General features: G+C 64.8%; 19 protein-coding genes. 8 read left to right on the top strand and 11 right to left on the bottom strand.

The features are described from left to right. Window positions 1-219: 219 nt before the first annotated feature. On the bottom strand, window positions 220-2,226 hold the full coding sequence (dnaG, locus tag JQ586_RS06585; protein ID WP_212393705.1) for a DNA primase: 2,007 nt from the start codon (window positions 2,224-2,226) through the stop codon (window positions 220-222). A gap of 161 nt (window positions 2,227-2,387) precedes the next feature. Here dnaG and JQ586_RS06580 point away from each other — a divergent pair, with 161 nt between their 5' ends. Further along, window positions 2,388-2,942: a chlorite dismutase family protein gene (locus tag JQ586_RS06580; protein WP_212393704.1), complete on the top strand. Its 555-nt coding sequence runs from the start codon at window positions 2,388-2,390 to the stop codon at window positions 2,940-2,942. 13 nt (window positions 2,943-2,955) lie between these two features. On the opposite strand, the gene JQ586_RS06575 is transcribed toward JQ586_RS06580, so the two are convergent. The 3 genes from JQ586_RS06575 to JQ586_RS06565 all read right to left on the bottom strand — a co-directional run bounded on the left by JQ586_RS06575 (window position 2,956) and on the right by JQ586_RS06565 (window position 5,178). Continuing rightward, window positions 2,956-3,354, bottom strand: coding sequence for a gamma-glutamylcyclotransferase (locus JQ586_RS06575; protein WP_212393703.1), 399 nt, complete (start codon window positions 3,352-3,354; stop codon window positions 2,956-2,958). Window positions 3,355-3,463: 109 nt separating this feature from the next. Beyond that, complete coding sequence (locus tag JQ586_RS06570; protein WP_212393702.1) at window positions 3,464-4,276, bottom strand: transglutaminase family protein; 813 nt, start codon at window positions 4,274-4,276, stop codon at window positions 3,464-3,466. A 2-nt stretch (window positions 4,277-4,278) separates the two neighbouring features. Then, window positions 4,279-5,178, bottom strand: a complete 900-nt coding sequence (locus tag JQ586_RS06565) for a transglutaminase family protein (RefSeq protein ID WP_212393701.1) — start codon at window positions 5,176-5,178, stop codon at window positions 4,279-4,281. Between the two features lie 103 nt (window positions 5,179-5,281). Between JQ586_RS06565 and JQ586_RS06560 the strand changes: the two genes are divergently transcribed. Next, window positions 5,282-6,088 carry an N-formylglutamate amidohydrolase gene (locus JQ586_RS06560; RefSeq protein WP_212393700.1) on the top strand — a complete coding sequence of 269 codons (807 nt, stop codon included), beginning with the start codon at window positions 5,282-5,284 and terminating at the stop codon, window positions 6,086-6,088. A gap of 69 nt (window positions 6,089-6,157) precedes the next feature. Here the strand turns inward: JQ586_RS06560 and JQ586_RS06555 are convergent, their stop codons facing one another. Continuing rightward, window positions 6,158-7,135 (bottom strand): AraC family transcriptional regulator, encoded by a 978-nt coding sequence (locus tag JQ586_RS06555; RefSeq protein ID WP_212393699.1) that lies wholly within the window; start codon window positions 7,133-7,135, stop codon window positions 6,158-6,160. Window positions 7,136-7,693: 558 nt separating this feature from the next. Here JQ586_RS06555 and JQ586_RS06550 point away from each other — a divergent pair. The 3 genes from JQ586_RS06550 to JQ586_RS06540 all read left to right on the top strand — a co-directional run bounded on the left by JQ586_RS06550 (window position 7,694) and on the right by JQ586_RS06540 (window position 9,914). Then, window positions 7,694-7,891 carry a hypothetical protein gene (locus tag JQ586_RS06550; RefSeq protein WP_212393864.1) on the top strand — a complete coding sequence of 66 codons (198 nt, stop codon included), beginning with the start codon at window positions 7,694-7,696 and terminating at the stop codon, window positions 7,889-7,891. 79 nt (window positions 7,892-7,970) lie between these two features. After that, window positions 7,971-9,167 carry an OpgC domain-containing protein gene (locus tag JQ586_RS06545; RefSeq protein ID WP_212393698.1) on the top strand — a complete coding sequence of 399 codons (1,197 nt, stop codon included), beginning with the start codon at window positions 7,971-7,973 and terminating at the stop codon, window positions 9,165-9,167. Between the two features lie 459 nt (window positions 9,168-9,626). Continuing rightward, window positions 9,627-9,914 carry a hypothetical protein gene (locus JQ586_RS06540; protein ID WP_212393697.1) on the top strand — a complete coding sequence of 96 codons (288 nt, stop codon included), beginning with the start codon at window positions 9,627-9,629 and terminating at the stop codon, window positions 9,912-9,914. A gap of 49 nt (window positions 9,915-9,963) precedes the next feature. On the opposite strand, the gene JQ586_RS06535 is transcribed toward JQ586_RS06540, so the two are convergent. Further along, on the bottom strand, window positions 9,964-10,314 hold the full coding sequence (locus JQ586_RS06535; protein ID WP_212393696.1) for a hypothetical protein: 351 nt from the start codon (window positions 10,312-10,314) through the stop codon (window positions 9,964-9,966). Between the two features lie 144 nt (window positions 10,315-10,458). Then, complete coding sequence (locus JQ586_RS06530; protein WP_212393695.1) at window positions 10,459-10,692, bottom strand: DUF6894 family protein; 234 nt, start codon at window positions 10,690-10,692, stop codon at window positions 10,459-10,461. Between the two features lie 200 nt (window positions 10,693-10,892). Between JQ586_RS06530 and JQ586_RS06525 the strand changes: the two genes are divergently transcribed. Genes JQ586_RS06525 through JQ586_RS06515 form a run of 3 tightly spaced genes read left to right on the top strand, consistent with a single transcriptional unit; the run spans window position 10,893 to window position 15,153 of the window. Next, window positions 10,893-11,552: a TetR/AcrR family transcriptional regulator gene (locus JQ586_RS06525; protein WP_212393694.1), complete on the top strand. Its 660-nt coding sequence runs from the start codon at window positions 10,893-10,895 to the stop codon at window positions 11,550-11,552. Then, window positions 11,552-14,233: a molybdopterin-dependent oxidoreductase gene (locus JQ586_RS06520; protein ID WP_212393693.1), complete on the top strand. Its 2,682-nt coding sequence runs from the start codon at window positions 11,552-11,554 to the stop codon at window positions 14,231-14,233. Before JQ586_RS06525 ends, JQ586_RS06520 begins: the two co-directional genes overlap by 1 nt. Further along, window positions 14,230-15,153 carry a xanthine dehydrogenase family protein subunit M gene (locus tag JQ586_RS06515; protein WP_212393692.1) on the top strand — a complete coding sequence of 308 codons (924 nt, stop codon included), beginning with the start codon at window positions 14,230-14,232 and terminating at the stop codon, window positions 15,151-15,153. The genes JQ586_RS06520 and JQ586_RS06515 overlap by 4 nt, the downstream gene beginning before the upstream one ends. A 105-nt stretch (window positions 15,154-15,258) precedes the next feature. Here the strand turns inward: JQ586_RS06515 and JQ586_RS06510 are convergent, their stop codons facing one another. The 4 genes from JQ586_RS06510 to JQ586_RS06495 all read right to left on the bottom strand — a co-directional run bounded on the left by JQ586_RS06510 (window position 15,259) and on the right by JQ586_RS06495 (window position 19,813). Continuing rightward, entirely contained in the window at window positions 15,259-15,852 is a 594-nt protein-coding gene (locus JQ586_RS06510; protein WP_212393691.1) for a DUF1349 domain-containing protein, read from the bottom strand. Between the two features lie 91 nt (window positions 15,853-15,943). Then, window positions 15,944-16,918 carry a substrate-binding domain-containing protein gene (locus tag JQ586_RS06505; protein ID WP_212393690.1) on the bottom strand — a complete coding sequence of 325 codons (975 nt, stop codon included), beginning with the start codon at window positions 16,916-16,918 and terminating at the stop codon, window positions 15,944-15,946. Next, the gene (locus JQ586_RS06500; protein WP_212393689.1) at window positions 16,905-18,239 is read right to left on the bottom strand and encodes an ABC transporter permease; all 1,335 of its coding nucleotides are present in this window, start codon (window positions 18,237-18,239) and stop codon (window positions 16,905-16,907) included. Before JQ586_RS06500 ends, JQ586_RS06505 begins: the two co-directional genes overlap by 14 nt. Beyond that, window positions 18,236-19,813 (bottom strand): sugar ABC transporter ATP-binding protein, encoded by a 1,578-nt coding sequence (locus JQ586_RS06495; protein WP_249147388.1) that lies wholly within the window; start codon window positions 19,811-19,813, stop codon window positions 18,236-18,238. Before JQ586_RS06495 ends, JQ586_RS06500 begins: the two co-directional genes overlap by 4 nt. Window positions 19,814-20,017: the final 204 nt, after the last annotated feature.

Below are 20,017 nucleotides of genomic sequence, written 5' to 3'. Positions count from 1 at the left end.
AATGGCGCACGCGCACATCCCACACAAATTCACCTGATCAGCTCTCGACGCGCAAAGGGCGGCGCAAACCTCGCCACCCCTGCACACGTCTCGAAGGTTTCCATCTGCAAATAGCCGCGAGGCTATTAAGTTTCGCTTAACCCTGTTTTTGCAGCCAAACCATGGATTTGGCGAGTCTTTTTGCGGTTGCCAAGAGGGTCATCCGCATGAATCTTGTTGCTATACGCTGCGCTGGAACCGGCCCGATAATTCGCCGAACCCTTCGATCAGGGCTTCGGTCCCGTCGGCTTCTGCCATCCGGGCCTGGATATCCTGCAACCACGCCAGATTGGCCTCGCTGGAATCTTCAGCCAGAGCCGCCTCAGCGTCCTTTTTCTCCCTAAGTAAGGCGTGGGTTTTCTGATGCAAGGCAACAAGTTGGCGCCAGGTCGATAAAACATCCTCTCGCGCCGCGCCGACCCGGACGCCCCACACCGCTCCGGTCGTAATCGCCTTCTCAACTCTTTGAAGAATCTGCGAAAATCCGCCCGCTTCGAGATCGGTGCGCATTTTCTCGGCCTGTTCCTCCTCGTCGGGAGAATGGTGATGATCGTGGGCGAACGCCGCAATGATGGCGGCGCGGAGCTTGTGGGCCTCGGGGTGGGCCAGTTCGAGGGCCGCGACCTCCTCGAGGTGATCGTGGAGCAGCCAGGGGTGGTTGATCAGGGATTGCAGGATCAGGGCCTCGCGGCGGGAGATCGCGCTGCGCTGGCCCCGCATGATCGGGCTGTTGGCAAGCTGGGGGCTCGCCGCCTGGTAGGGCCCACGCGACAGGATGGGCATACCTCCCTTGGGGGCGAAACGGCTGCCTTGGACCGCGCTGCGGGGAACGAAGGCGCGGGCTGATTCGCCGCCACGACCGCTGCCGAATTTGCTGCCGCCGAAATTGCCGCGGCCATAGCCGCCGCGGCCGCCCTCGGGCGCGAAGGTTCGCTGCAGGCGCTCCTGCATGTCCTGGCGATAATAGCGGCGCAGCACCTCGTCATGGATGCCGTTGGTGAGTTCACCGATCCGCGCCTCCAGCGCGGCGCGGCGCTCCGGGGTGGCGAAATTGCCGCCCTCGATCTCGCGCGACCAGATCATGTCGGCGAGCGGGCGCGAGGCCGATATCACGTCCTCGATTGCGCCGCGGCCGCCGGAACGCGCGAGATCGTCGGGGTCCTGCCCCTCCGGCAACAGCGCGAAGCGCAGGCTCTTGCCGGGCTTGAGGTGCGGCAGCGCAAGGTCCGCAGCACGATACGCCGCCTTCTGTCCGGCGCGGTCGCCGTCGAAGCAGAGGATCGGCTCGTCCACCATCTTCCAGAGCAGCGCGAGCTGGTTTTCGGTCAGCGCCGTGCCGAGCGGCGCTACGGCGCCGGGAAAGCCTGATGTCACCATCGCGATGACGTCGACATAGCCTTCGACCACGATCAATTGCGCGCCGTCATGCGCGGCTTGGCGCGCGGTGAACAGATTGTAGAGATTGTCGCCCTTGTGAAACAGCGTGGTTTCCGGCGAGTTCAGATACTTTGCCGGAACGTCCTTCTCCAGCGCACGGCCGCCGAAGGCGATGACGCGGCCGCGCGCATCCGTGATCGGAAACATCACGCGATCGCGGAAGCGATCGAACGGCACCGGCTTGTCCTCGCCGGAGACCAGGAGCCCCGCCTCCACCATGTCCTCGGTTGAGATGCCTTGCGCGCCCAGATGCTCCTTCAGCGCAAAGCGATCCGGCGGGGCGTAGCCCATGCGGAACTGGAGTTGCGTCGCCGGCGAGATACCGCGGTCGGCAAGATAGCCGCGGGCCTTGGCGCCGCCCCGTGCGGCCAGCGAGTCGGCGAAGAATTTGGTCGCCAGTTCCATCACGTCGTGCAGCGTGCGACGATGCTGTTCGTGGCGTGCGGCGTCGGGCGTCGCTGCCGGCAGCGGAACGCCCGCCATCGCGGCGAGGCGCTCCACCGCTTCGGGGAACGGCACGCCCTCGGTCTTCATAACGAAGTCGAAAATGTTGCCGTTCATCCCGGACGAGAAGTCGAACCAGGCCTGCTTCTGGTCATTGACGAAGAACGACGGCGTCTTCTCCTGCTGGAATGGCGACAGGCCCTTCCATTCGCGCCCGGCCTTCTTGAGCTTGACGCGCCTGCCCACGACTTCCGAAACCGGAAGCCGGGCACGCAGCTCATCAAGGAATTCGGGCGTGAAGCGCATTGGACGTAAGGGTTCGGCGTCAATCGGTCATCGATATAGTGAGGAGGCATTCATAGTATCAAGATTCTCTGGCTTCTCCCGGCTATTCACACCCCGGAATGACGGTGGAGGGTGACCGATCCATGCTTGCCCCCTTCCCGGTTCCGGGGTTGGATAGTGCCATGTTCACGACGTTCAGAGGTGGTCAGAGCGGCGGCTGGAAGGTTACTTCGGTCGCACGGGTGAAGGGCGAGACGCTGCCGAAGGTCGCGGCGCTCTCGATCATTTCCAGCGAGGCGATCGCGCTGCCGCTGCTGCCGTCGCAGACCTCGTGGCGACTAGCGGGCGTCGCCGGCCATCTGCGCTACACCGAGAAGGCCGAGAAAGAGCAGCTCGCCGCCGTGCAGGCCGGGCTCGGACGGAGCGAGGCGACGCATGCCGCGCTGATCCCGATCCGGAAGAATGCAGCATGGTGGGAGCTGACGCAGGACGAGCGGCGCGAGATCTTCGAGGACAAGTCGCACCATATCGCAGGCACGCTGAATTACCTGCCGGCGATCGCCCGCCAGCTCTACCATGCGCGCGATCTCGGCCAGCCCTTCGACTTCCTGACCTGGTTCGAATTCGCTCCCGAGCATGTCAGCCTGTTCGACGAGCTGCTCGGCACGCTGCGCGCGACCGAGGAATGGAGCTATGTCGAGCGCGAGGTCGAGATCCGCGTGGAGCGGGAGGCGTGACGCGAGAGCTATTCTAGTGCTCGAGGAATCGTCCTGACGCGATCCGCGGCAGCTCCCCTACCGGCCAATTGTAGAGATAGGTCCACGCCTCGCTCGCGCTGCCGTCGGCGCACGCAATCGGCAGCATCGCCCTGATATATTCGGTCGGCTGCGGAAAACCCTCGCCGCAGGCCTCGTACATGTCGAACTCGCGCAGCATCGCCTCGCGCTCGCGCAGGCGGAACAGCTCGCCATGCGCGATGTCGGCCGGATCGTCCGAGGCCACGAGGCCCGGATAGTGCTTCACGAGATAAAGCCGGCCGCGGCAACTCGCCGCGCCGAGGAAGTCCGCATTGGCCGACAAGAGCTTCGCCATCGGATGGTCGAAGCCGCGCATCAGCGTGCCGTAGACGAACAAAAGGTCGGAGGTCATGTGTTACCGCGTCATTCCGGGGCGATGCGCAGCATCGAACCCGGAATTTCGAGATTGCGGGTTCTGGTGCTTCGCACCATCCCCGAATGACAGAAAAACGTGAGATGCGCTAGGCGCCCTTCACTTCATCCGTCACCACCACGAACTTCGCCAGAGTCATGCGGCCGAAGCTCGTGGTGAGCGCGACGTCTGCGGCGTCGCGGCCGGTGCCCATCAGGATGCGGCCGATCCGCGGCATGTTGTGGCGGGCGTCGAAAGTGTACCACTGGCCGGAGAGATAGACCTCGAACCATCCGGAGAAATCCATCGGATCCGGCTCCGGCGGCACACCGATATCGCCGAGATAGCCGGTGCAGTAGCGCGCCGGGATGCCCATGCAGCGGCACAGCGTGAGCGCCAGATGCGCGAAGTCACGGCAGACGCCGGCGCGGCTCTCATAGACGTCATGCGCCGACTTCATGTGATGCGCGTGCGGATAGCCGAACGTCACATGCCCATGCACGAAGTCCGTGATCGCCTGCACCCGCGCCCAGCCGGGCGGCGTGGTGCCGAACAGCGTCCAGGCGACGTCCGTCAGCTTGTCGGTCTCGCAATAGCGGCTCGGCATCAGATAGAGCAGCAGATCGTCGGGCAACTGCTCGATCGGAACCTGCTGCGCGGCCGGATTGACGACGTCGGGCAATCCGGAATCGCGCACCAGCGCGTCGCACCGGAAGGTGACGCCGCCGGCGGGGGCGACGAGCCGGCCGCACACATTGCCGAAGCTGTCGCGATAGAAGCCGACCGGCACGTCGGGCTCGGTCGTGATCCGCTCGGTGCCGACGATGTCGCCGTAGCGCGAGGGATGGATCGACAGCATCATCACCATCGGCGTCGGCTGGGCGGCCGTGTAGGTGATCTCGAAGCCGACCTTGATCTGCATCGTCAGGCCATCTCCCGCTCCGCGTCCTCGCCGGCCGGGACGACATTGATGTCGACATCCATGCGCAGGAACGCGTCGGCCGCGCCGAGATACACGCCGTGCAGCGGGATCGCCTGGCGCGGGTCGCGCGCCACCGCAACCCGGATCAGGTCACGGGTGCCGACGATGCCGTTGGTCGGATCGAACTCGATCCAGCCCGCGCTCGGCAGGTAGACCTGCACCCACGCATGCGTCGAGCCCCCGCCGACATGGCCGTGCACGGTGCCGCTATCGCCCGCGAGATAACCGGAGACGAACCGGGCGGCGATCCCGAGCCGGCGCAGCGCCTCGATCATGAACAGAGCATAGTCGCGGCAGGTGCCGGACTTCGTCTGCAGCGTATCAAGCGGATGCTGGGTGCCCTGCTCATGGCGCCTGCGATAGCAAAACGTCTCGCGGATGCGATGCGTCATGCTGCTCAGGATGTTGAACGTCGGCGTGGGCGCCTGGACGTCGAGAAAGCGCAGCGCCCAGGCCGACAGCTCGCCGTTCGGATCGCCATATTGCGGCGTGATGAACTGCTGCAGGTCGGGGAATTCCTCGTCATCGTACAGGAACGGATAGAAATAGGCGGGATCATCCGGCGTCAGCGCGAACTCCTCCGCCGGATTGTGCTCGACCGTCACCGTCGACACGAACGAGAGCTCTTCGGCGCGATCGTCGAAGGTCGCGATCGCGACGCTGTTGCCGAACACGTCGTGGATCCAGCGTAGCCGCATCGGCTGCGGATCGATCACGAGCCGGCTGGCCAGCACGCGCAGATCGTGGCTGTCGCGCGGCCGCAGCATGATGCGGTGCTCGCCGAACGCCACCGGGCGCGTGTAGCGATAAACGGTTTTGTGATGGATAGTCAGCAGCGGCATCGTCGAACAATCATCGTGATTTTGGGTGGCTTAATCTATAGGGAATGATGCTCATTTCCAGACCGGCCTGCCGCCCGAATAGGCAAAATTGAGGAAAAGACCCTTGAATCGTGGCGGCAAGCCTTCCCTTCTGCTCGCAGAGACCGATGTTCCACCGGTCCTCGAACGCAATGCGCTCGCGCGCTCGCCGTTCCTGCTCACCTGCGATCATTATGGCCGGATGATTCCCTCCCCGCTCGGCGGTCTCGGTCTGCCCGAAAGCGAGCTCGTCAGGCACATCGCCTGGGACATCGGCATCGCCGGCGTTGCAGAACGTCTCGCCGATCGGCTTGGCGCGCATTTGATCGCGCAGCGATATTCGCGGCTCGTGATCGACTGCAACCGCCCGCCGCACGTCGCAAGCTCGATTCCGCTGATCAGCGAAGCCACCACCGTGCCAGGCAATGAGGGCCTGTCGCGCGAGGAGGCCGAACTGCGGCGTACGCAGATCTTCGATCCCTATCACGCGCGCATCGATGCCGTGATCGATGCGCGCGCGCAGCAGGGCTGGCCTACGGTGCTGGTGTCGCTGCACAGCTTCACGCCTGTCTATGCCGGCATCGCGCGGCCCTGGCATATCGGCACGCTCTATCATCGCGACAAGGTGCTGCCGCGGCTGCTGCTGCAACATCTGCGCGGCGAGGCCGATCTCGTGGTCGGCGACAACGAGCCCTATGCGGTGGGCGACGAGACCGACTACACGATCCCGGTGCATGGCGAGATGCGCGCCCTGATGAATTCGGGGATCGAGATCCGCCAGGACCTGATCTCCGACCAGGCCGGCGAGGCCGCATGGGCCGATCGCCTCGCCCGCATCCTCGGCGAGATCGAGACGACGCTGCGCAAGGAGGCGTTGATTGCGCGTGAATAGACCAGGCCTAGAGCGATAATCGCTCTATCATGTGAACATTGCAGGTGAACATTGCAGTTGTCAGCGCGGTCACGCGGCCCGGCTTCCGGTGCTGCGCACGCCGCGGGGCGAATCGCCGAAGCGGGCGCGGAACAGCCGGTTGAAGTGTGATATGTCCGAAAAGCCGACGTCCAGCGCGATATCGGAGATTCGCCGCGCACCATCGCGTGGCGAGATCAAGAGCGTGAACGCCTTTTGCAGCCGCAACTCGTTGACGCGCTCCGTGAAGGAAACTCCCGATGACGTCATCAGGCGTTGCAGGTAACGCGGCGAGATGCCCTGGCAACGGGCCACGATCTCCAGGCTGAGTTCCGGATCCTGAAAATGCGCCGCGATGTGGTCGAGCGCGGCACTGTGGCGCGCCGCGATCACCGCGCTCGCGCGGCTCTCGCCCAAGGGAACGCGCTCGTCGATTGCGAGCGCCACTAGGTCGTGGATGTGGGTCACGATCGAATCGTGCAACTTTGGCGTAGCCAGCGCGCCCTGCCGCAATGCCGACTTCAAGTAGATCATGAGAAGCCTGAGCGCCTCGGTTCTGCGAGAGATCGGCCGCATGGCGAGGCTGTCGACATCGGTCACGCGCGGCACGAGTGCGTCACGCGGCACGGCCAGACCGAGTTGACGTCCTCCGACATAACAGACAGTGGCCGGCTCCGAGTGCAGAATCGCGACGGCTTCGCCACCGCGGCATTCGATCTCCCGGCCGCGCTGCGATAGCTGGCTCGCACCCGGAGAACTCACGATGAGGCCGATCGAGTCATCGCCATCGACGATATCTGTTCGCGAACGCTTGAAGCGCATGGGTGCCCCCTGCAATGCGAGCATGCGCAGCCCCTGAACTGCTTGCAGCGTTGCTTCGGCGTGAAACGGAGCGTCGGACGCGGCCGCGATATCGGCGTGGACGACGCACCGACCGAACTCTTCGCGCCACATCGGGATTCGCATCCTCTCGGGGAGCTCGCGAGTGGAAAATCGAATCGACTTGAAATCGGCTGCATCCGCTGACATGTGGAATCTCCAAGCCTCACGCAACAACCGGAGTTATTCCGACAATCGACTGCCGATATCTGCAATTTGCGCGTCGCGCACCGACTGTCCAATTCAAGGTGCGCAGAAGTCCAAGAAACGACACTGTCCGCTTGCTAGTGTCACTCAAGGCAATCGACGCCGCAAGTGAACTGGTTCACGTCGAAGCGCGACAATCTGTACTAGGGTGGATGCGAAAGTCGTGGTGAAAATATCTCTCTAAAGAGGAGAGAGCCATGATGAAGCTATTTCTGGTTGCTGCGATCGGATCCGTTTTTGGCATCGTCGGCGCTGCGGCCGCAAGCATAGCTCGAACATGCCGCGTTGTTCGCAATCAAGCGAATTCAGTGATCTGGGCTACGATCCGCTGGCTGCGTCCGGGATGTCCGCTTCCCCGATGACGTCGTGCCGCGCGCGGGGCGCGAGATGGCAGTCTTCATCAGGACGGTACCCGTCGGCTCTGCTCGTCCTCAGCCCGGGTGAAATGACCAAAGAAATTGCATGGGGCGTCGATGGTGCTGATCAAGCGAGGTTTCGATCATGTCGATACTCGACCTGCTGTATCGGGAATTTTGTCGTGCCCGGCTCGCTGAAATGCGCAAGCAGATCCTGGTCCCGGTCGTCGGCGACGAGGTTCTGGAAATGAATTCGGATGCCACCAATCCGGCCAACCCGGGTCATCGTTGCCATGGACTGGACGACGGCACCACGGCAGGCAAGGCCTCAATCACCCGGTAGCCGGCAACCGCATCGGGCCGTTCCGGAGGATTTCCGGTCCGGGCAGAGACCATGGTCGCACGTCGGTCAGGGCAACCAAATGCACAATCGCATGCACATGTCGAAGCCGTTGGTCGACAGGTCATCGCCGGAGTTCGAGAAATCCGGGCGAGACCTGCGCATCGACGCCTGCCGCGGCATCGCGCTGTGGTGCATCTTCCTCGACCATATCCCCAACAACATCGGAAGCTGGCTGACGCTCAAGAACTACGGCTTCAGCGATGCCGCGGAAATCTTCATGTTCATGTCCGGCGTCACCTGTGCGCTGGCCTACGGCAGGGCGCTCCGCTACGAAGGCTGGAATGGCGTGGTCAGCCGCTCGCTGCGTCGGGGATGGGATATCTACGCGGCGTTTCTGCTGCTCACGCTCGCTTGCGTGATCATGATCTATCTCGCAGGCGGCGACGATCTTGCAGATGCGACCAATACGCGCGTTCTGCTGGAAAATCCCGGTGCGACGCTCGCGCACGCGGTGATCCTGCAATACCGCCCGGTCAATGCCGACGTTTTGCCCATTTTCGTGCTGCTTCACCTCTTGTTCGCGCCGCTGTTGTGGCTGTTGTTGCGCTGGCCGAACGCGACGCTGAGCGCCTCCTTCGCACTCTATGTGCTGGTACAGGTCTTCGGCTGGATGGTTCCGGCATGGCCGAGCAGTCATTGGGCCTTCAATCCGCTGGCCTGGCAGTTCCTGGTCGTGCTCGGCGCGTGGTGGATGATCGCGGGCGCGCATGCGCGGCCATGGATAGTTTCGCGCACGGTGCTGGCCGTTGCCGTGCTGTATCTGCTCTTTGGCCTCTTCATTGCCCTGAGCTGGCACATCGAGCCGCTGGAAGCGATGGTCCCGGCGACGTTGGCGAAGCAGTTTCACGCCCTGGACAAATCGAATCTCGATCCCGTGCGACTGCTGCATTTTCTGGCGATCGCGGTGGTGACGGTGCGGCTGGTGCCGTGTGATTGGCCGGCGCTGAAGACCCCGGCGCTGCGCGGCGTGATCTGCTGTGGCCAGAACTCGCTGCCGATCTATTGCCTCGGCGTGCTGCTGGCCTGCGGCAGCCACATGGCGCTGCTCGAGATCTCGGATGGAATTACCACGCAGATCGCGCTCAGCGTTGGCGGCATTATGGTGATGATCGCGGCTGCGACGCTGCTGAACTCGATCACGATCAAGCCCGCTCGGCGGCCCGGGGCCAAGCCCCCCGACATATCGGCACGCTCCATCAACGCGACGCGGTGCTGAAGCCGCTGCTCTTGAAACGTCTGCGCGGCGGGATGGAGACGACGCTTCGCAAGGAGGCGTTGATCTGGTTGCCTACCTATGGATCAGGATGCCGCGGACGATGCGGTTGCTCGCACCGCCTTTTCACGGCTGAGCGAGCGTTGCCGGGTTCGGTAACGGCGCAAACTGCATCTCCGCAACCGCAGAGCCAGCATACGCACTGGCGATCACGATCATGATCCGGATGGCGACGAGCATGACTGCCTCTCTTTGCTGCTCCCTTTTTGCCAGGATGCCAGAGACTCGTTGCCGGCCGATGAGGAAAGCTGGTTGCCGCGTGCTTGAAAAGATTGGTGAGCCAAAGCTTTACGGCATCGTATTCACGAACTGACAACTGTACCGACCGATCATCCGACCCGCTAAATGCGGCGTATACAATCAGATGGCATCGTCGCCTCAATCAAGAAGGCGCAGACAAAGATGCTATTTTTCAGGGTTTTCCTTGCTGCCGTTTCCGGATTCCTTGCCTGCCTGTACGTCTACGATGCCTGCTTCGGAGACGGCGGCATCCTGCTGCCTTCGGCCGGCACGATCGTTGCCCGCCGCTGGGCAGACCCGGACGAATTCCGCCCCATCGTGGCCGCAGCTTCCCCGAGACCCGCGGAGACGACGCCGGCGGCACGCGTTAGGGAAACGTTTGCGATGTTCATGGTGGGCGACGGCCGCGGCGTACTTCGACCGCTCGCGTCGGCAAGGCCGCAGGGGTAACGGCCTGCGCGACGCTGCACTGTTGTTCGCCGAGCCGAGGCTCGGATGCTCAGCTGTTTGGCTGCCACCACCCGATGATCGCGGCGACGAAGCATAGAACCGAGGTGACGGTCTGCGTGCAGACGACGATCCAGTATCGGATCGGCGCGGTCTCCCTGTGAATGACTTGCCTCGACGGCGACCACCAGTCCAGAAGATCCGTATTGAAGAACGTGATTTTTCTCTCGACAAGGCCGCACCACACATTGCGGCCGCAAGAGAAACACAGCGCGATTGCGACGATCCGGTAGGCGACATCAAGAAAAGGGTTCACAGACCAACGCTCCGTCAACAACGTCCCCGGCGTGAGAATGGCCTGCTGCAAGCGATAGCAAAACGGCCGGGCACGGCGAAATCTCAAGATTGTCTCACCCTTAGTAGTGCCGCCTGGTCTCAGGTTCACCGGTCGGCGGGAAGCATGACGGAGCGCGGCTCAGCCAGCCCGTCGTGATCGCGTTCGAGCCGCGGCGTAGAGATGACGGCTGGTCCGACGCCGCGCACCCTCTCAGTGCGACTTGCCGAGAACGAATGCGAAGGGCAGGACAAAGATCTCCTCGCCGGCTTCGTCGCTGACATGAAGGACCCAGTCACGCCAGTCTTCCAGGCTGACGGTTGCGACCAGCGAACGCACCATGCGCGTTGCCGCTTCGCAGGCCTCGGTAAGGCCGGCCACGGAGCTGCCGCGGCGATCCATCAACACACCGCGCGTGTTGGAGCAATGGAAATAGACCTGGGTCATGTTCGCGTCCTCAGAAGATCCGTGCGCGGGTTCAACCGTGCATGACCGAACCATAGGCAGGCGGAGCAGGGTCATCCGTGATGTCGCTCACACGAGCGTCCGGGCCGCGGAGCTCCCGAGACCGTGATCGGCGCCACGGGGCACCGCGCCCTCACCAAATCGCGATTTGACAATTCTTCCCATTTTGTCAAAATCGACAAATGGGACCGAAGACCCGCATTCTCGATGCCACCATGCTGGTGTTCCGCCGTCACGGCTTTCGCCGCTCATCGATCGAGCAGGTCGCCGAAGCTGCCAACCTGACGCGGCAGGCGCTCTATCATCATTTCGAATCCAAGGAAGCGCTGTTCCGCGCGGTGATCGAACGCGTGCATGAGTCCGCGATCGCGGCCGAGGATGCCGCCGTCGCCGCGACCGAACAGGCCGGCGGAGACCTCGCCGACATCCTTGCCTCCGGCATGAACGCACGGATGAAGACCATGATCGCGTCCTTCGACGGCTCACCGCACATCGAGGAGCTGTATTCCGAGCACCTCGTGCATGCGCGCGACCTCTACCAGACCTATGCGGCACGCTATGCGGAGCGGCTGGTCGCGACGGTCGAGCGGACCGCGCGCAGGCTGAATCTCGCTCTGCCGCAGGGCCTGTCGCCGGCCGAATTCGCGCGGCTCGTCGAAATGGCGGTGCACGGATCGAAGTCCCAGCATCCTGCGATGCAGCCAGCGGACGCATTTCTCAAGGACATGACGATGATGGTGCGGACGCTCTGTGCCGGCGCCGTACCGAAATCGCAGAAGCCGCCCGCAGCCAGGGCGGCGACCAAGGCCAAACCATCACGCAGCAGAGCTGGAGCACGTTAATGAGTACGATGATCATCAACGGCCGCATCGAATCCCTGCCCGACGACCCCGACGCGCTGCTCGTCGACGTCGTCCGCGATCAGCTCAAGCTCACCGGCACCAAGCTCGTCTGCGGCGGCGGCGTGTGCGGCGCCTGCACGGTGCTCGTCGACGGCGCGCCGGTCGCAAGCTGCCTGATGCCGGCGCGCGCGGCTGCGGGCAGGTCGGTGACGACGGTGGAGGGCGTCGGCGCGGCCAGGCTGCATCCGGTGCAGAAGGCATTCATGGCGAATGACGCCCTGCAGTGTGGCTTCTGCACGCCCGGCTTCATCGTGGAAGCCGTCGCGTTCTGCGACCGCTGGCGCGCAACCAGGGGAACGGCGGTACCCTCACGCGAGGAGATAGGCGCGGCGCTGTCGGGCCATCTCTGCCGCTGCGGCGCCTATGACGGGATATTCCGTGCGGTGGCGGATGCCTGCGCCGGCCGGTTCGACGGCGACAACGTCGTCACGCCGCGCATCGAGGCCCGCGACAAGGTGACGGGCGCGGCGAAGTACACCGTCGACATCAGGCATGACGGCCAGCTCGAAGGCGTGATCCTGCGCTCGCACGAGCCGCATGCGCGTATCACCGTGCTCGATCTGGCCCCGGCGCGCGCGCTGTCCGGTGTCGCCGCGGTGTCGTTGCTCGGTGACGACCGCATCGTGCGCTATGTCGGCGAACCTATCGCGGCAGTCGCGGCCATGGACCGCAAGACCGCGCTTGCCGCGCTCGCAGCGATCAGGCTGACCAGCGAACGCCTCCCCGCGGTGATCGGGCTCGACGCCGGCCGAAAGGGTGACGCGCCCGTCGTGTTCGACAAGACGAACCGCAAGCGCGCAGGCAACGTCTCGGAAGCCGGCGGCGGCCCGGCGCCGTGGAAGCAGAACGTTCGCGGGCCGACCGCGGCCTTCTCCAAGCGCGCCGGCAAGGCCCGCAGCTGGGTCAACGAGGCGCGCCAGGCCAACAACAGGCTGTTGATCGAGGGAACCTTCCGCACCGGAACGCAGCAGCATGCCTGTCTCGAGCCGCATGCCGCGGTGGCGCGTTTCGACGGCGACCGGCTGACCGTGCACGCCTCGTCGCAATGGGTGTTTCATCTGAAGGAGCAGATCGCAAAGCGCTTCAAGCTCGATCACGACAAGGTCCGCGTGATCGCCGATCATGTCGGCGGCGGCTTCGGCTCGAAGGCAAGCCTCGGCACGGAGACAATTGCCGCGATCGAGCTGGCGCGCGCGGCGAGCGCGCCGGTGCGGGTCGCCTATGACCGGCACGAGGAGCTCTCCGTCGCCGGCTATCGGCCCGCGGCCGAGGTGAAGATCGCGCTGCTCTCGTCCGAGCAGGGCGGCCTGAAGGCGCTCTCCGTCACCGCGCATGCCGATACCGGTGCTGCGACCAACTCGACGATCGCGGGCCTCGCACGGCTGATCTATCCGGCCGAGGCGAAGGAACTTGCGGATTTCGACGTCATCAGCAACCTGCCGCCCGGCGCCGCCTTCCGCGGCCCCGGCGGACCGCCGATGGCGTTTGCCGTCGAGCAGGCGATCGACGAGGCCGCGCTGCGGCTCAATGTCGACCCGATCGCCTTGCGCAAGCGCTGGGATCCGGATCCCAACCGCCAGCGGCTCTATGACTGGGCGTCCGGGCTCGACGTCTGGCGCAATCGGAAACCGGCGCAAAGCGGCCGCTATCGCCGCGGCGTCGGGGTCGCGACCGGCTACTGGCTCTATCTCTGGCAGCCCAAGGTGAAGGTCGAAGTGGCGGTCAGGGGCGGCCGCATCATCGCAAGCACCGCGACTCAGGACATCGGCACCGGCACGCGCAGCGTGATTGCCGACACCGTCGCGCGCGAGTTCGATCTCGAACCCGCCGACATCGAGGTGCGCATCGGCGACTCGTCACTGCCCGAAGGTCCCGGGTCCGGCGGCAGCCGCGTCACCGCCTCGGTGTTGCCGCCGACACTGCAGGCGATCGCAAAGCTGAAGGCCGCGATCCTCGAACAGGCCACGCGAAAGCCCGCGCCCGGCTCCAACGCGCCATGGCGCGAACTGATCGCGCGCTCGCCCGATATCGCGGTGACGGAGACCCGCGGCGAGGACGGCAGGAACACCACACCGGGCATCCGCTCGCCGCTGCGCGACGCGGGCTTCATCGGCATCATCTTCGGCTGGATGATGCGCCGCTTCTCCAACATCGTGGTCGGCGCCGGCGTCCCGAGCTCGGTGCAGGTGATCGAGGTCGAGGTCGACACCTGGCTCGGCCATGTGCGCGTGCTCAACGTGCATACCGGCATCGCGGTCGGAAAGGTCGCGGCGCCCGCGCTGGCGCACAGCCAGGCTTGCGGCGCGGTGATCCAGGGCCTCGGCTATGCGCTCTATGAGGCACGCGAGCTCGATCCACGGAACGGCGACGTCCTCACCGCCGGGATGGAGGATTATCGCATCCCGGGGATCGCCGACACGCCCGACATCGATGTGCATTTCGACGAAGCCGGCTTCGACCATGTACTCGGCAACAGCGTCGGCATCGGCGAGGTGGCGACGGTGCCGACGTCGCCTGCGGTAGCGAATGCGATTCACGATGCGATCGGCGTCCGCCTGACCGAGATTCCGATCCGGCCTGACCGTATCGTCGCCGCACTGAAAGGGAGGGCCGCCGCATGAGCGCCGCAACCGCAGCCGCAATCACCGTGCCGGAATTCCGCGCCGCCGGCACCGATCTTTCGGAACGCCGCCGCAGCGGCGTGTCGTGCGGCCCGATCGTCGATCTCACCGCCGGTCCCGACACGATCGGGATCGCGTGGAGTGCGGATGGTTCGGGGCGCATCGGCGCCTTGACCGCAATCGCGGCGATCGCGTCCGATGCCCGCATCGCAGAGGCCTATCCCGGCATCGCCGCCGCCGCGCAGGGCCTCGCCACCCCGCAAATCCGGCATCTGGCGACGCTCGGCGGCAATCTCGCACAGCGTTCGCGCTGCTGGTATTTCCGCAACCCGCAGATCGCCTGCCTCAAGAAAGGCGGCGCCGACTGCCCTGCGCGACCGGGCAATCACCTCTATCACGTCGCGTTCGATCTCGGCCCTTGCGTGGCGCCGCATCCGTCGACGATGGCGATGGCGCTGCTGGCCTATGATGCAACGGTCGCGACGGACCAACGCCGCGGAATGTCGATCCGCGACCTGCTCGGCGACGGCAGCAATGGGGCGGCCGACAATCTGCTTGCATCAAGCGAGAGGATCGAGCGGATCGAGCTCCCTGCCCCGCTCGCCGGCGAGCGTGCACTCTACAAGCGCGCCATCAGCCGTACCCATGCGGAATGGCCGCTGGTGGAAATCTGCGCGCGGGCGGTGATGTCGGGCAGCACCTTCCGGCAGGTCCATATCAGCGCAGGCGGCATCGCGCCGGTGCCGCTGCGGCTGACGACATGCGAGGCGGCGCTGGAGGGGCAGCCCGCCAGTGCGGAGACCATCGCCCAGGCCGCGAGGCTTGCGACGTCAGGTGCTAGACCACTGCCGATGACCGGATACAAGCTCGACCTTCTCGAGGGGTTGGTGCGGGACGTGATGGAGCGGATCGCGGGTTAGGATCGGGCGAAGGCGCCGCTGAGGTCAGGACGACGGCTATCCTCGTCATCGCGAGCGCAATGACGGGTTGCAAAGCCTTGCATCCCTCGCAGCGAGGCGCGCATCTCAACCCAGATCGTGCAGATCCTTGCCGAGCGGCGGCGTCAGGCGGAACGCCGAGAAGATCACCTTGAGTCCGGCCCGCTCGGGCGTGCAGGCCATGGGCCCCACGAGGTAGGAGTTCGCCTTGGGGAATGACGCCAGCCGCATCAGCGGCCAGAGCTTGCCATCGGCTGAGGCCTGCAAGCGAAGCACGCCGTTCGCGACGGTGGCGCGCAGGCGGAAGTCGCTCGCGTCATGCCCGTAATGCGCGGTCGCCCAGTCCGATCGCCCGTCGGTGAGAACGCTGCCGAGCATGGCGCGACCATCCGAGAATTCGATCCCGGCCTTGACCCAGCGCCGTGCGTCGATGCGCACCATGAGGCCGGCCTGATCGTAGAGCTCGCGGAAGTCGCCCTGCACGCGCAGCTCGGCGGTGAAGGCCTCGGTGGTCGGAAAGCCCAGGAAATGTCCGCTGTCCCGGACGAATCCGTAATGCGTCTCGCGCCAGAAATCGGTGGCGCTGTCGGTGACGATCTGAAGGCTGTCGCCCTGCGCGGACCATTGTTCGGGCTCGTTCAACCACACGCCATCGCGTCTGGCGAAGATCGGATTGTTCATGCTGACCTCGGCAGGAAGCACGACGCAGGGTCTGGTTCGATTGATCGAACCAGACCCCGTCGGCTGTTGGTTTGCCGTGAACGCGAGCGGATCAAAGCAGCCCGTTCTTCTTCAGGATGTCGGGAGCATTGTCCTTCGTGATCAGCATCGTCGGCAGGGTTATGACCGGTTGCAGCTTCTCGCCCCTCAGGAGCTTGACGGCCTGTCGCAGGCCCTCGGCGCCGGGCGTCGCATAGAGGAACGTCGCCGTGAGCTGCCCCTTGCTGACCCAGGTCACGCCTTCATCAGGCAGGCCGTCGATGCCGAGGATGAACTTGATGTCCTTGTCACGGCCGGCGTCCTTGGCTGCGAGATAGGCGCCATAAGCCATCGGATCGTTGTGGCCGTAGACCAGATCGATCTTCTCGTTGTTGCGAAGCGCCGTGGTCATGATGTTGTAGGCCTTGTCCTGCTTCCAGTCACCGGACTGGTTGTTGAGCAGATTCTTGATGCCGGGCTCCTTGTCGGTGAAGGCATGGAAGCCGTCGTGCCGGTCATGCGCCGGCTGGGTACCCATGCCGCCCCAGATCTCGACGACGTTGCCGGCGGCCTTGCCCGGACCGCCGAGCAGCTTCACTGCGTATTCGCCGGCGGCGCGACCGATCGCGACGTTGTCGCCGCCGATGAATTGCGTGATCCGCTTAGTATCGACGTTGCGGTCCAGCACGATGACCGGAATCTTGGCGTCGATCGCCTTCTCTACGACGCCGGTCAACCCGGCCGACTCCTTCGGGGAGATCAGGAGGACGTTGACCTGCTGCACGATCAGGTTCTCGCAATCGGCGACCTGCTTTTCGGTCTTGTCCTGGCCGTCGGTGATCACGAGGTCGACGTCCGGCTGGTTCTTGGCCTCGGCCTGGATGTCCTTGTTGAACTGGACGCGCCACGGCTCCAGCGTGGTGCACTGGCTGAAGCCGACCTTCCACTTGGCGGCGGCCCTGGCAGGCGTCCAGTTCGCCGGCATGTAGACGGTCATCGCGGCACCAGCAATGGTGGTCGACAATTTCAGGAATTCACGACGCTTCATCGAAATCCTCCCTTGCAAATTGCGCCTTGGCAGCGCTTGGCAGCCGATCGGTTTCGGCTGTTTTCGGATCGGCACTCGCCTGCGGCGATCGGCTGAGCCGCCATCGCGCGAAGAGCTGGCCGAGATTCTGTTCCTGCACCAGGACCGTGCCGACGATGATCAATCCCTTCATCAGGAGCTGGACGTTGGAATCGATGTTCTGGAGTTGCAGGATGTCGGACAAGAGGCCGAAGATCAGGACGCCGACGAAGGTGCCGGCGAGCCCACCCCGGCCACCCATCAGGCTGGTGCCGCCGATGACGACGGCGGCGATCGCGTCGAGTTCGAGGCCTGCGCCGGCGTCGGGCTTGCCCTGCCGGTACTGGGCGACGAACAACACGCCGGCGATGCCCGCCAGCAATCCGGAGAGCAGATAGGCCGTCAGCTGGACCTGCGCGACCTTGATGCCTGAAAGCCTGGCGGCCTCGATGTTGCCGCCGATCGCATAGGCGTAACGGCCAAAGGCCGTGAAGCGCAGGATCGCACCGAACAGGATGATCGCCGCCAGGAAGAAAACACTCGGCACCGGAAGGACGCCCCACAGCATCGAACGAAGCAGCTCGAACGCTTCGGTGGCATTGGTGCCGGTGTAGACAGGGACGACGGCATTGTCCTGCCCCGCGGTGAGCCGGGAGATGCCGAGCGCGCTCACCATCATGGCGAGCGTGGCGATGAAGGGCTGCAACCGTCCGGCCACGATCAGAAGTCCGTTGATGCCGCCGAGCAGCAGCGCCAGGCTCGGCGCGACCAGCAGCACACCGAGAACGCCGAACCTGGTCGTCACCTGGCCCACGGTCCACCAAGCGATCGCGATCGCGGCGACAAGGCCGAGCAGTGAAGGAACTCCCACGCTTCGCCAGGGCGGCAGCGTGATCTCGCGGCGCCGTCCCGCGCCGACATCGTTGCCGCGCGCCAGGCCGATCAGGATGAAGCGTGCCGCCAGCGCCACGGCTGCGCCGCCGACCATTGTCGCGGCCGGCACGCCCATCGCGGACGCCGCGGTCCAGCCCGGCTTGGTCAGCAACATCGCACAAATCACCGTCGCAAAACCCATCACGGAGCCCACCGACAAATCGATGCCGCCGAGCAGGATGACCATGGTCATGCCGGTCGCCACCAGTCCGGTGATCGAGACCTGGCGCAGGACGTCGGTCAGGTTCGCGTAGGACAGAAAGATGTTGTGGCCGGCGGACGTATGCGGAGAGGTGAGCGCGCCGATCAGGCAGATGATCAGCAGCCCCCAATAGAGCTTGGTCCGCGAAAGCAGCCGCAGCACGTTCATGACCGTGTTCCCCTCGACCGCGCGGCCATGCCCGGCGCCGCAAGGCGCATCACCGCCTCCTGCGTTGCGTCCTCGCGCTGCAGGATTCCGGTCTGTCGTCCCTCGCACATCACCAGAACACGATCGGACAGCAGCAGAAGCTCGGGCAATTCCGACGTCACCACGATGATGCCGAGGCCTTGCCCGGCGAGATCGAAGATCAACTGGTAGATCTCCTGCTTGGCGCCGACATCGATGCCGCGGGTCGGCTCATCGAGCAGCAGGATGCGCGGCTCGGTCGCAAGCCATTTGCCGATCACGACTTTCTGCTGATTGCCGCCGGAGAGCGTTGCCGCCGCCTGGCCGATGCCCGTGCAGCGGACGGAGAGGCGGCCAACCATCTCGGCGGCCAGCACACGCTCTCTGGCGAAGGCGCGCAGGCCGAACTGCGACATGGCGCCAATCGACGGCAATGCAATGTTGTCGCAGATCGAGGCCGCAAGATGCAGGCCGCGCTCCTTGCGATCCTCGCTGACCAGCGCAAGGCCAAGGCGATAGGCGTCGGCCGCCGAGTTGATCTCGGCGCTCTCGCCGTCGATCTTGATCTCGCCGCCTCGCCAGCCGCGCGCAACCCCGAAGATCGATTCCAGGATCTCGGTCCGGCCGGCGCCAAGCAGGCCGCCGATGCCGAGGATTTCGCCGCGACGGAGCTGAAAGTCGATGCCGTGAAGGGTCCGCCGCCAGCCGTGCGGGCCTGATGTGTCGAGTGTCAGGTTACGCACCGAGAGCACGACCGCGCCGTCCGATGCTGCCGCGCCCCGTTCGCTTGCCGCCATCTCGCGGCCAACCATCGCCGAGATGATCGCCCCATGCGACAATTCGCCGATCGGAGCCGTCACAACCCGCCTGCCATCGCGCAACACGGTCACGCGATCGGCGAGACCGAGGACCTCCTCGATCCGGTGCGATGTGTAGATGATCGCGACGCCTTCGGCCGTCAGCTGGCGCACGATCTTGAACAACGTCCGGCATTCCGAAGCTGACAATGCCGATGTCGGCTCGTCCATGATGAGGATGCGTGCGTCCAGCGACAACGCCTTGGCGATCTCCACCAGTTGCTGTTCGCCGACGCGCAAATCGGCGACCCGCCCTTCGGGCGCGATCCTGACGCCGAGGCGCTGCAAGATCCGCCCGGCCGTCTCGACCATGCGCCGCCGATCGATCAGCACGCCGGCGATGCGGGGCTCGCGGCCGAGGAAGATATTGTCGGCGACGCTCAGCTCGGGGACGAGATTGAGCTCCTGATGAATGATCGCAACTCCCGCCTCCTCGGCGTCGCGCACGCCGGCGAACGACGCCGCGCGGCCCTCGACCTGGACGGTCCCGCCATAGCTCGTGTGCACGCCGGCGAGAATCTTCATCAGGGTGCTCTTGCCGGCGCCGTTCTCGCCCATCAAAGCGTGCACTTCGCCGTGGCGCAGGTCGAAATCGACGTTGGTGAGCGCCCGCACGCCTGCAAAGGACTTCGAGATCTGCTCCGCGGACAGGACAATTGGCCCGGTGGGCGCGCCAGTCCTGCTGCCGAGCTCGACCATGCGGGATGAGCGGGGGGCGCCGCGCTCATCGTCCGCTCCGAGGGCGCCGGGGCGTCTCTCCATCGGGCCATTCCTCCCCGGCGGCCCTGTCTCTGTGGACATCGAGCCGCAGGTCATGCTTGCTTGTTTTACTGATATGCTAGTTATATCAGTTGTCCCGTCAAGTCTCTTCGCCCTGGCGGGACCGGACGCGCAAAAATCAGC

The sequence above is a fragment of the Bradyrhizobium jicamae genome (genome assembly GCF_018130215.1).
Classification (GTDB): domain Bacteria; phylum Pseudomonadota; class Alphaproteobacteria; order Rhizobiales; family Xanthobacteraceae; genus Bradyrhizobium; species Bradyrhizobium jicamae_A.
This window is presented reverse-complemented; position numbering and strand designations above follow the sequence as displayed.

Excerpts from the sequence above, each read along its gene's own strand:
- JQ586_RS06555 (WP_212393699.1), bottom strand. The coding sequence starts at position 7,135 with ATGTCAGCGGATGCAGCCGATTTCAAGTCGATTCGATTTTCCACTCGC.
- JQ586_RS06525 (WP_212393694.1), top strand. The coding sequence starts at position 10,893 with ATGGGACCGAAGACCCGCATTCTCGATGCCACCATGCTGGTGTTCCGC.
- JQ586_RS06575 (WP_212393703.1), bottom strand. The coding sequence starts at position 3,354 with ATGACCTCCGACCTTTTGTTCGTCTACGGCACGCTGATGCGCGGCTTC.
- JQ586_RS06545 (WP_212393698.1), top strand. The coding sequence starts at position 7,971 with ATGCACAATCGCATGCACATGTCGAAGCCGTTGGTCGACAGGTCATCG.
- dnaG (WP_212393705.1), bottom strand. The coding sequence starts at position 2,226 with ATGCGCTTCACGCCCGAATTCCTTGATGAGCTGCGTGCCCGGCTTCCG.
- JQ586_RS06515 (WP_212393692.1), top strand. The coding sequence starts at position 14,230 with ATGAGCGCCGCAACCGCAGCCGCAATCACCGTGCCGGAATTCCGCGCC.
- JQ586_RS06495 (WP_249147388.1), bottom strand. The coding sequence starts at position 19,813 with ATGGTCGAGCTCGGCAGCAGGACTGGCGCGCCCACCGGGCCAATTGTC.
- JQ586_RS06580 (WP_212393704.1), top strand. The coding sequence starts at position 2,388 with ATGTTCACGACGTTCAGAGGTGGTCAGAGCGGCGGCTGGAAGGTTACT.
- JQ586_RS06520 (WP_212393693.1), top strand. The coding sequence starts at position 11,552 with ATGAGTACGATGATCATCAACGGCCGCATCGAATCCCTGCCCGACGAC.
- JQ586_RS06565 (WP_212393701.1), bottom strand. The coding sequence starts at position 5,178 with ATGCCGCTGCTGACTATCCATCACAAAACCGTTTATCGCTACACGCGC.
- JQ586_RS06550 (WP_212393864.1), top strand. The coding sequence starts at position 7,694 with ATGTCGATACTCGACCTGCTGTATCGGGAATTTTGTCGTGCCCGGCTC.
- JQ586_RS06530 (WP_212393695.1), bottom strand. The coding sequence starts at position 10,692 with ATGACCCAGGTCTATTTCCATTGCTCCAACACGCGCGGTGTGTTGATG.
- JQ586_RS06505 (WP_212393690.1), bottom strand. The coding sequence starts at position 16,918 with ATGAAGCGTCGTGAATTCCTGAAATTGTCGACCACCATTGCTGGTGCC.
- JQ586_RS06510 (WP_212393691.1), bottom strand. The coding sequence starts at position 15,852 with ATGAACAATCCGATCTTCGCCAGACGCGATGGCGTGTGGTTGAACGAG.
- JQ586_RS06540 (WP_212393697.1), top strand. The coding sequence starts at position 9,627 with ATGCTATTTTTCAGGGTTTTCCTTGCTGCCGTTTCCGGATTCCTTGCC.
- JQ586_RS06500 (WP_212393689.1), bottom strand. The coding sequence starts at position 18,239 with ATGAACGTGCTGCGGCTGCTTTCGCGGACCAAGCTCTATTGGGGGCTG.
- JQ586_RS06570 (WP_212393702.1), bottom strand. The coding sequence starts at position 4,276 with ATGCAGATCAAGGTCGGCTTCGAGATCACCTACACGGCCGCCCAGCCG.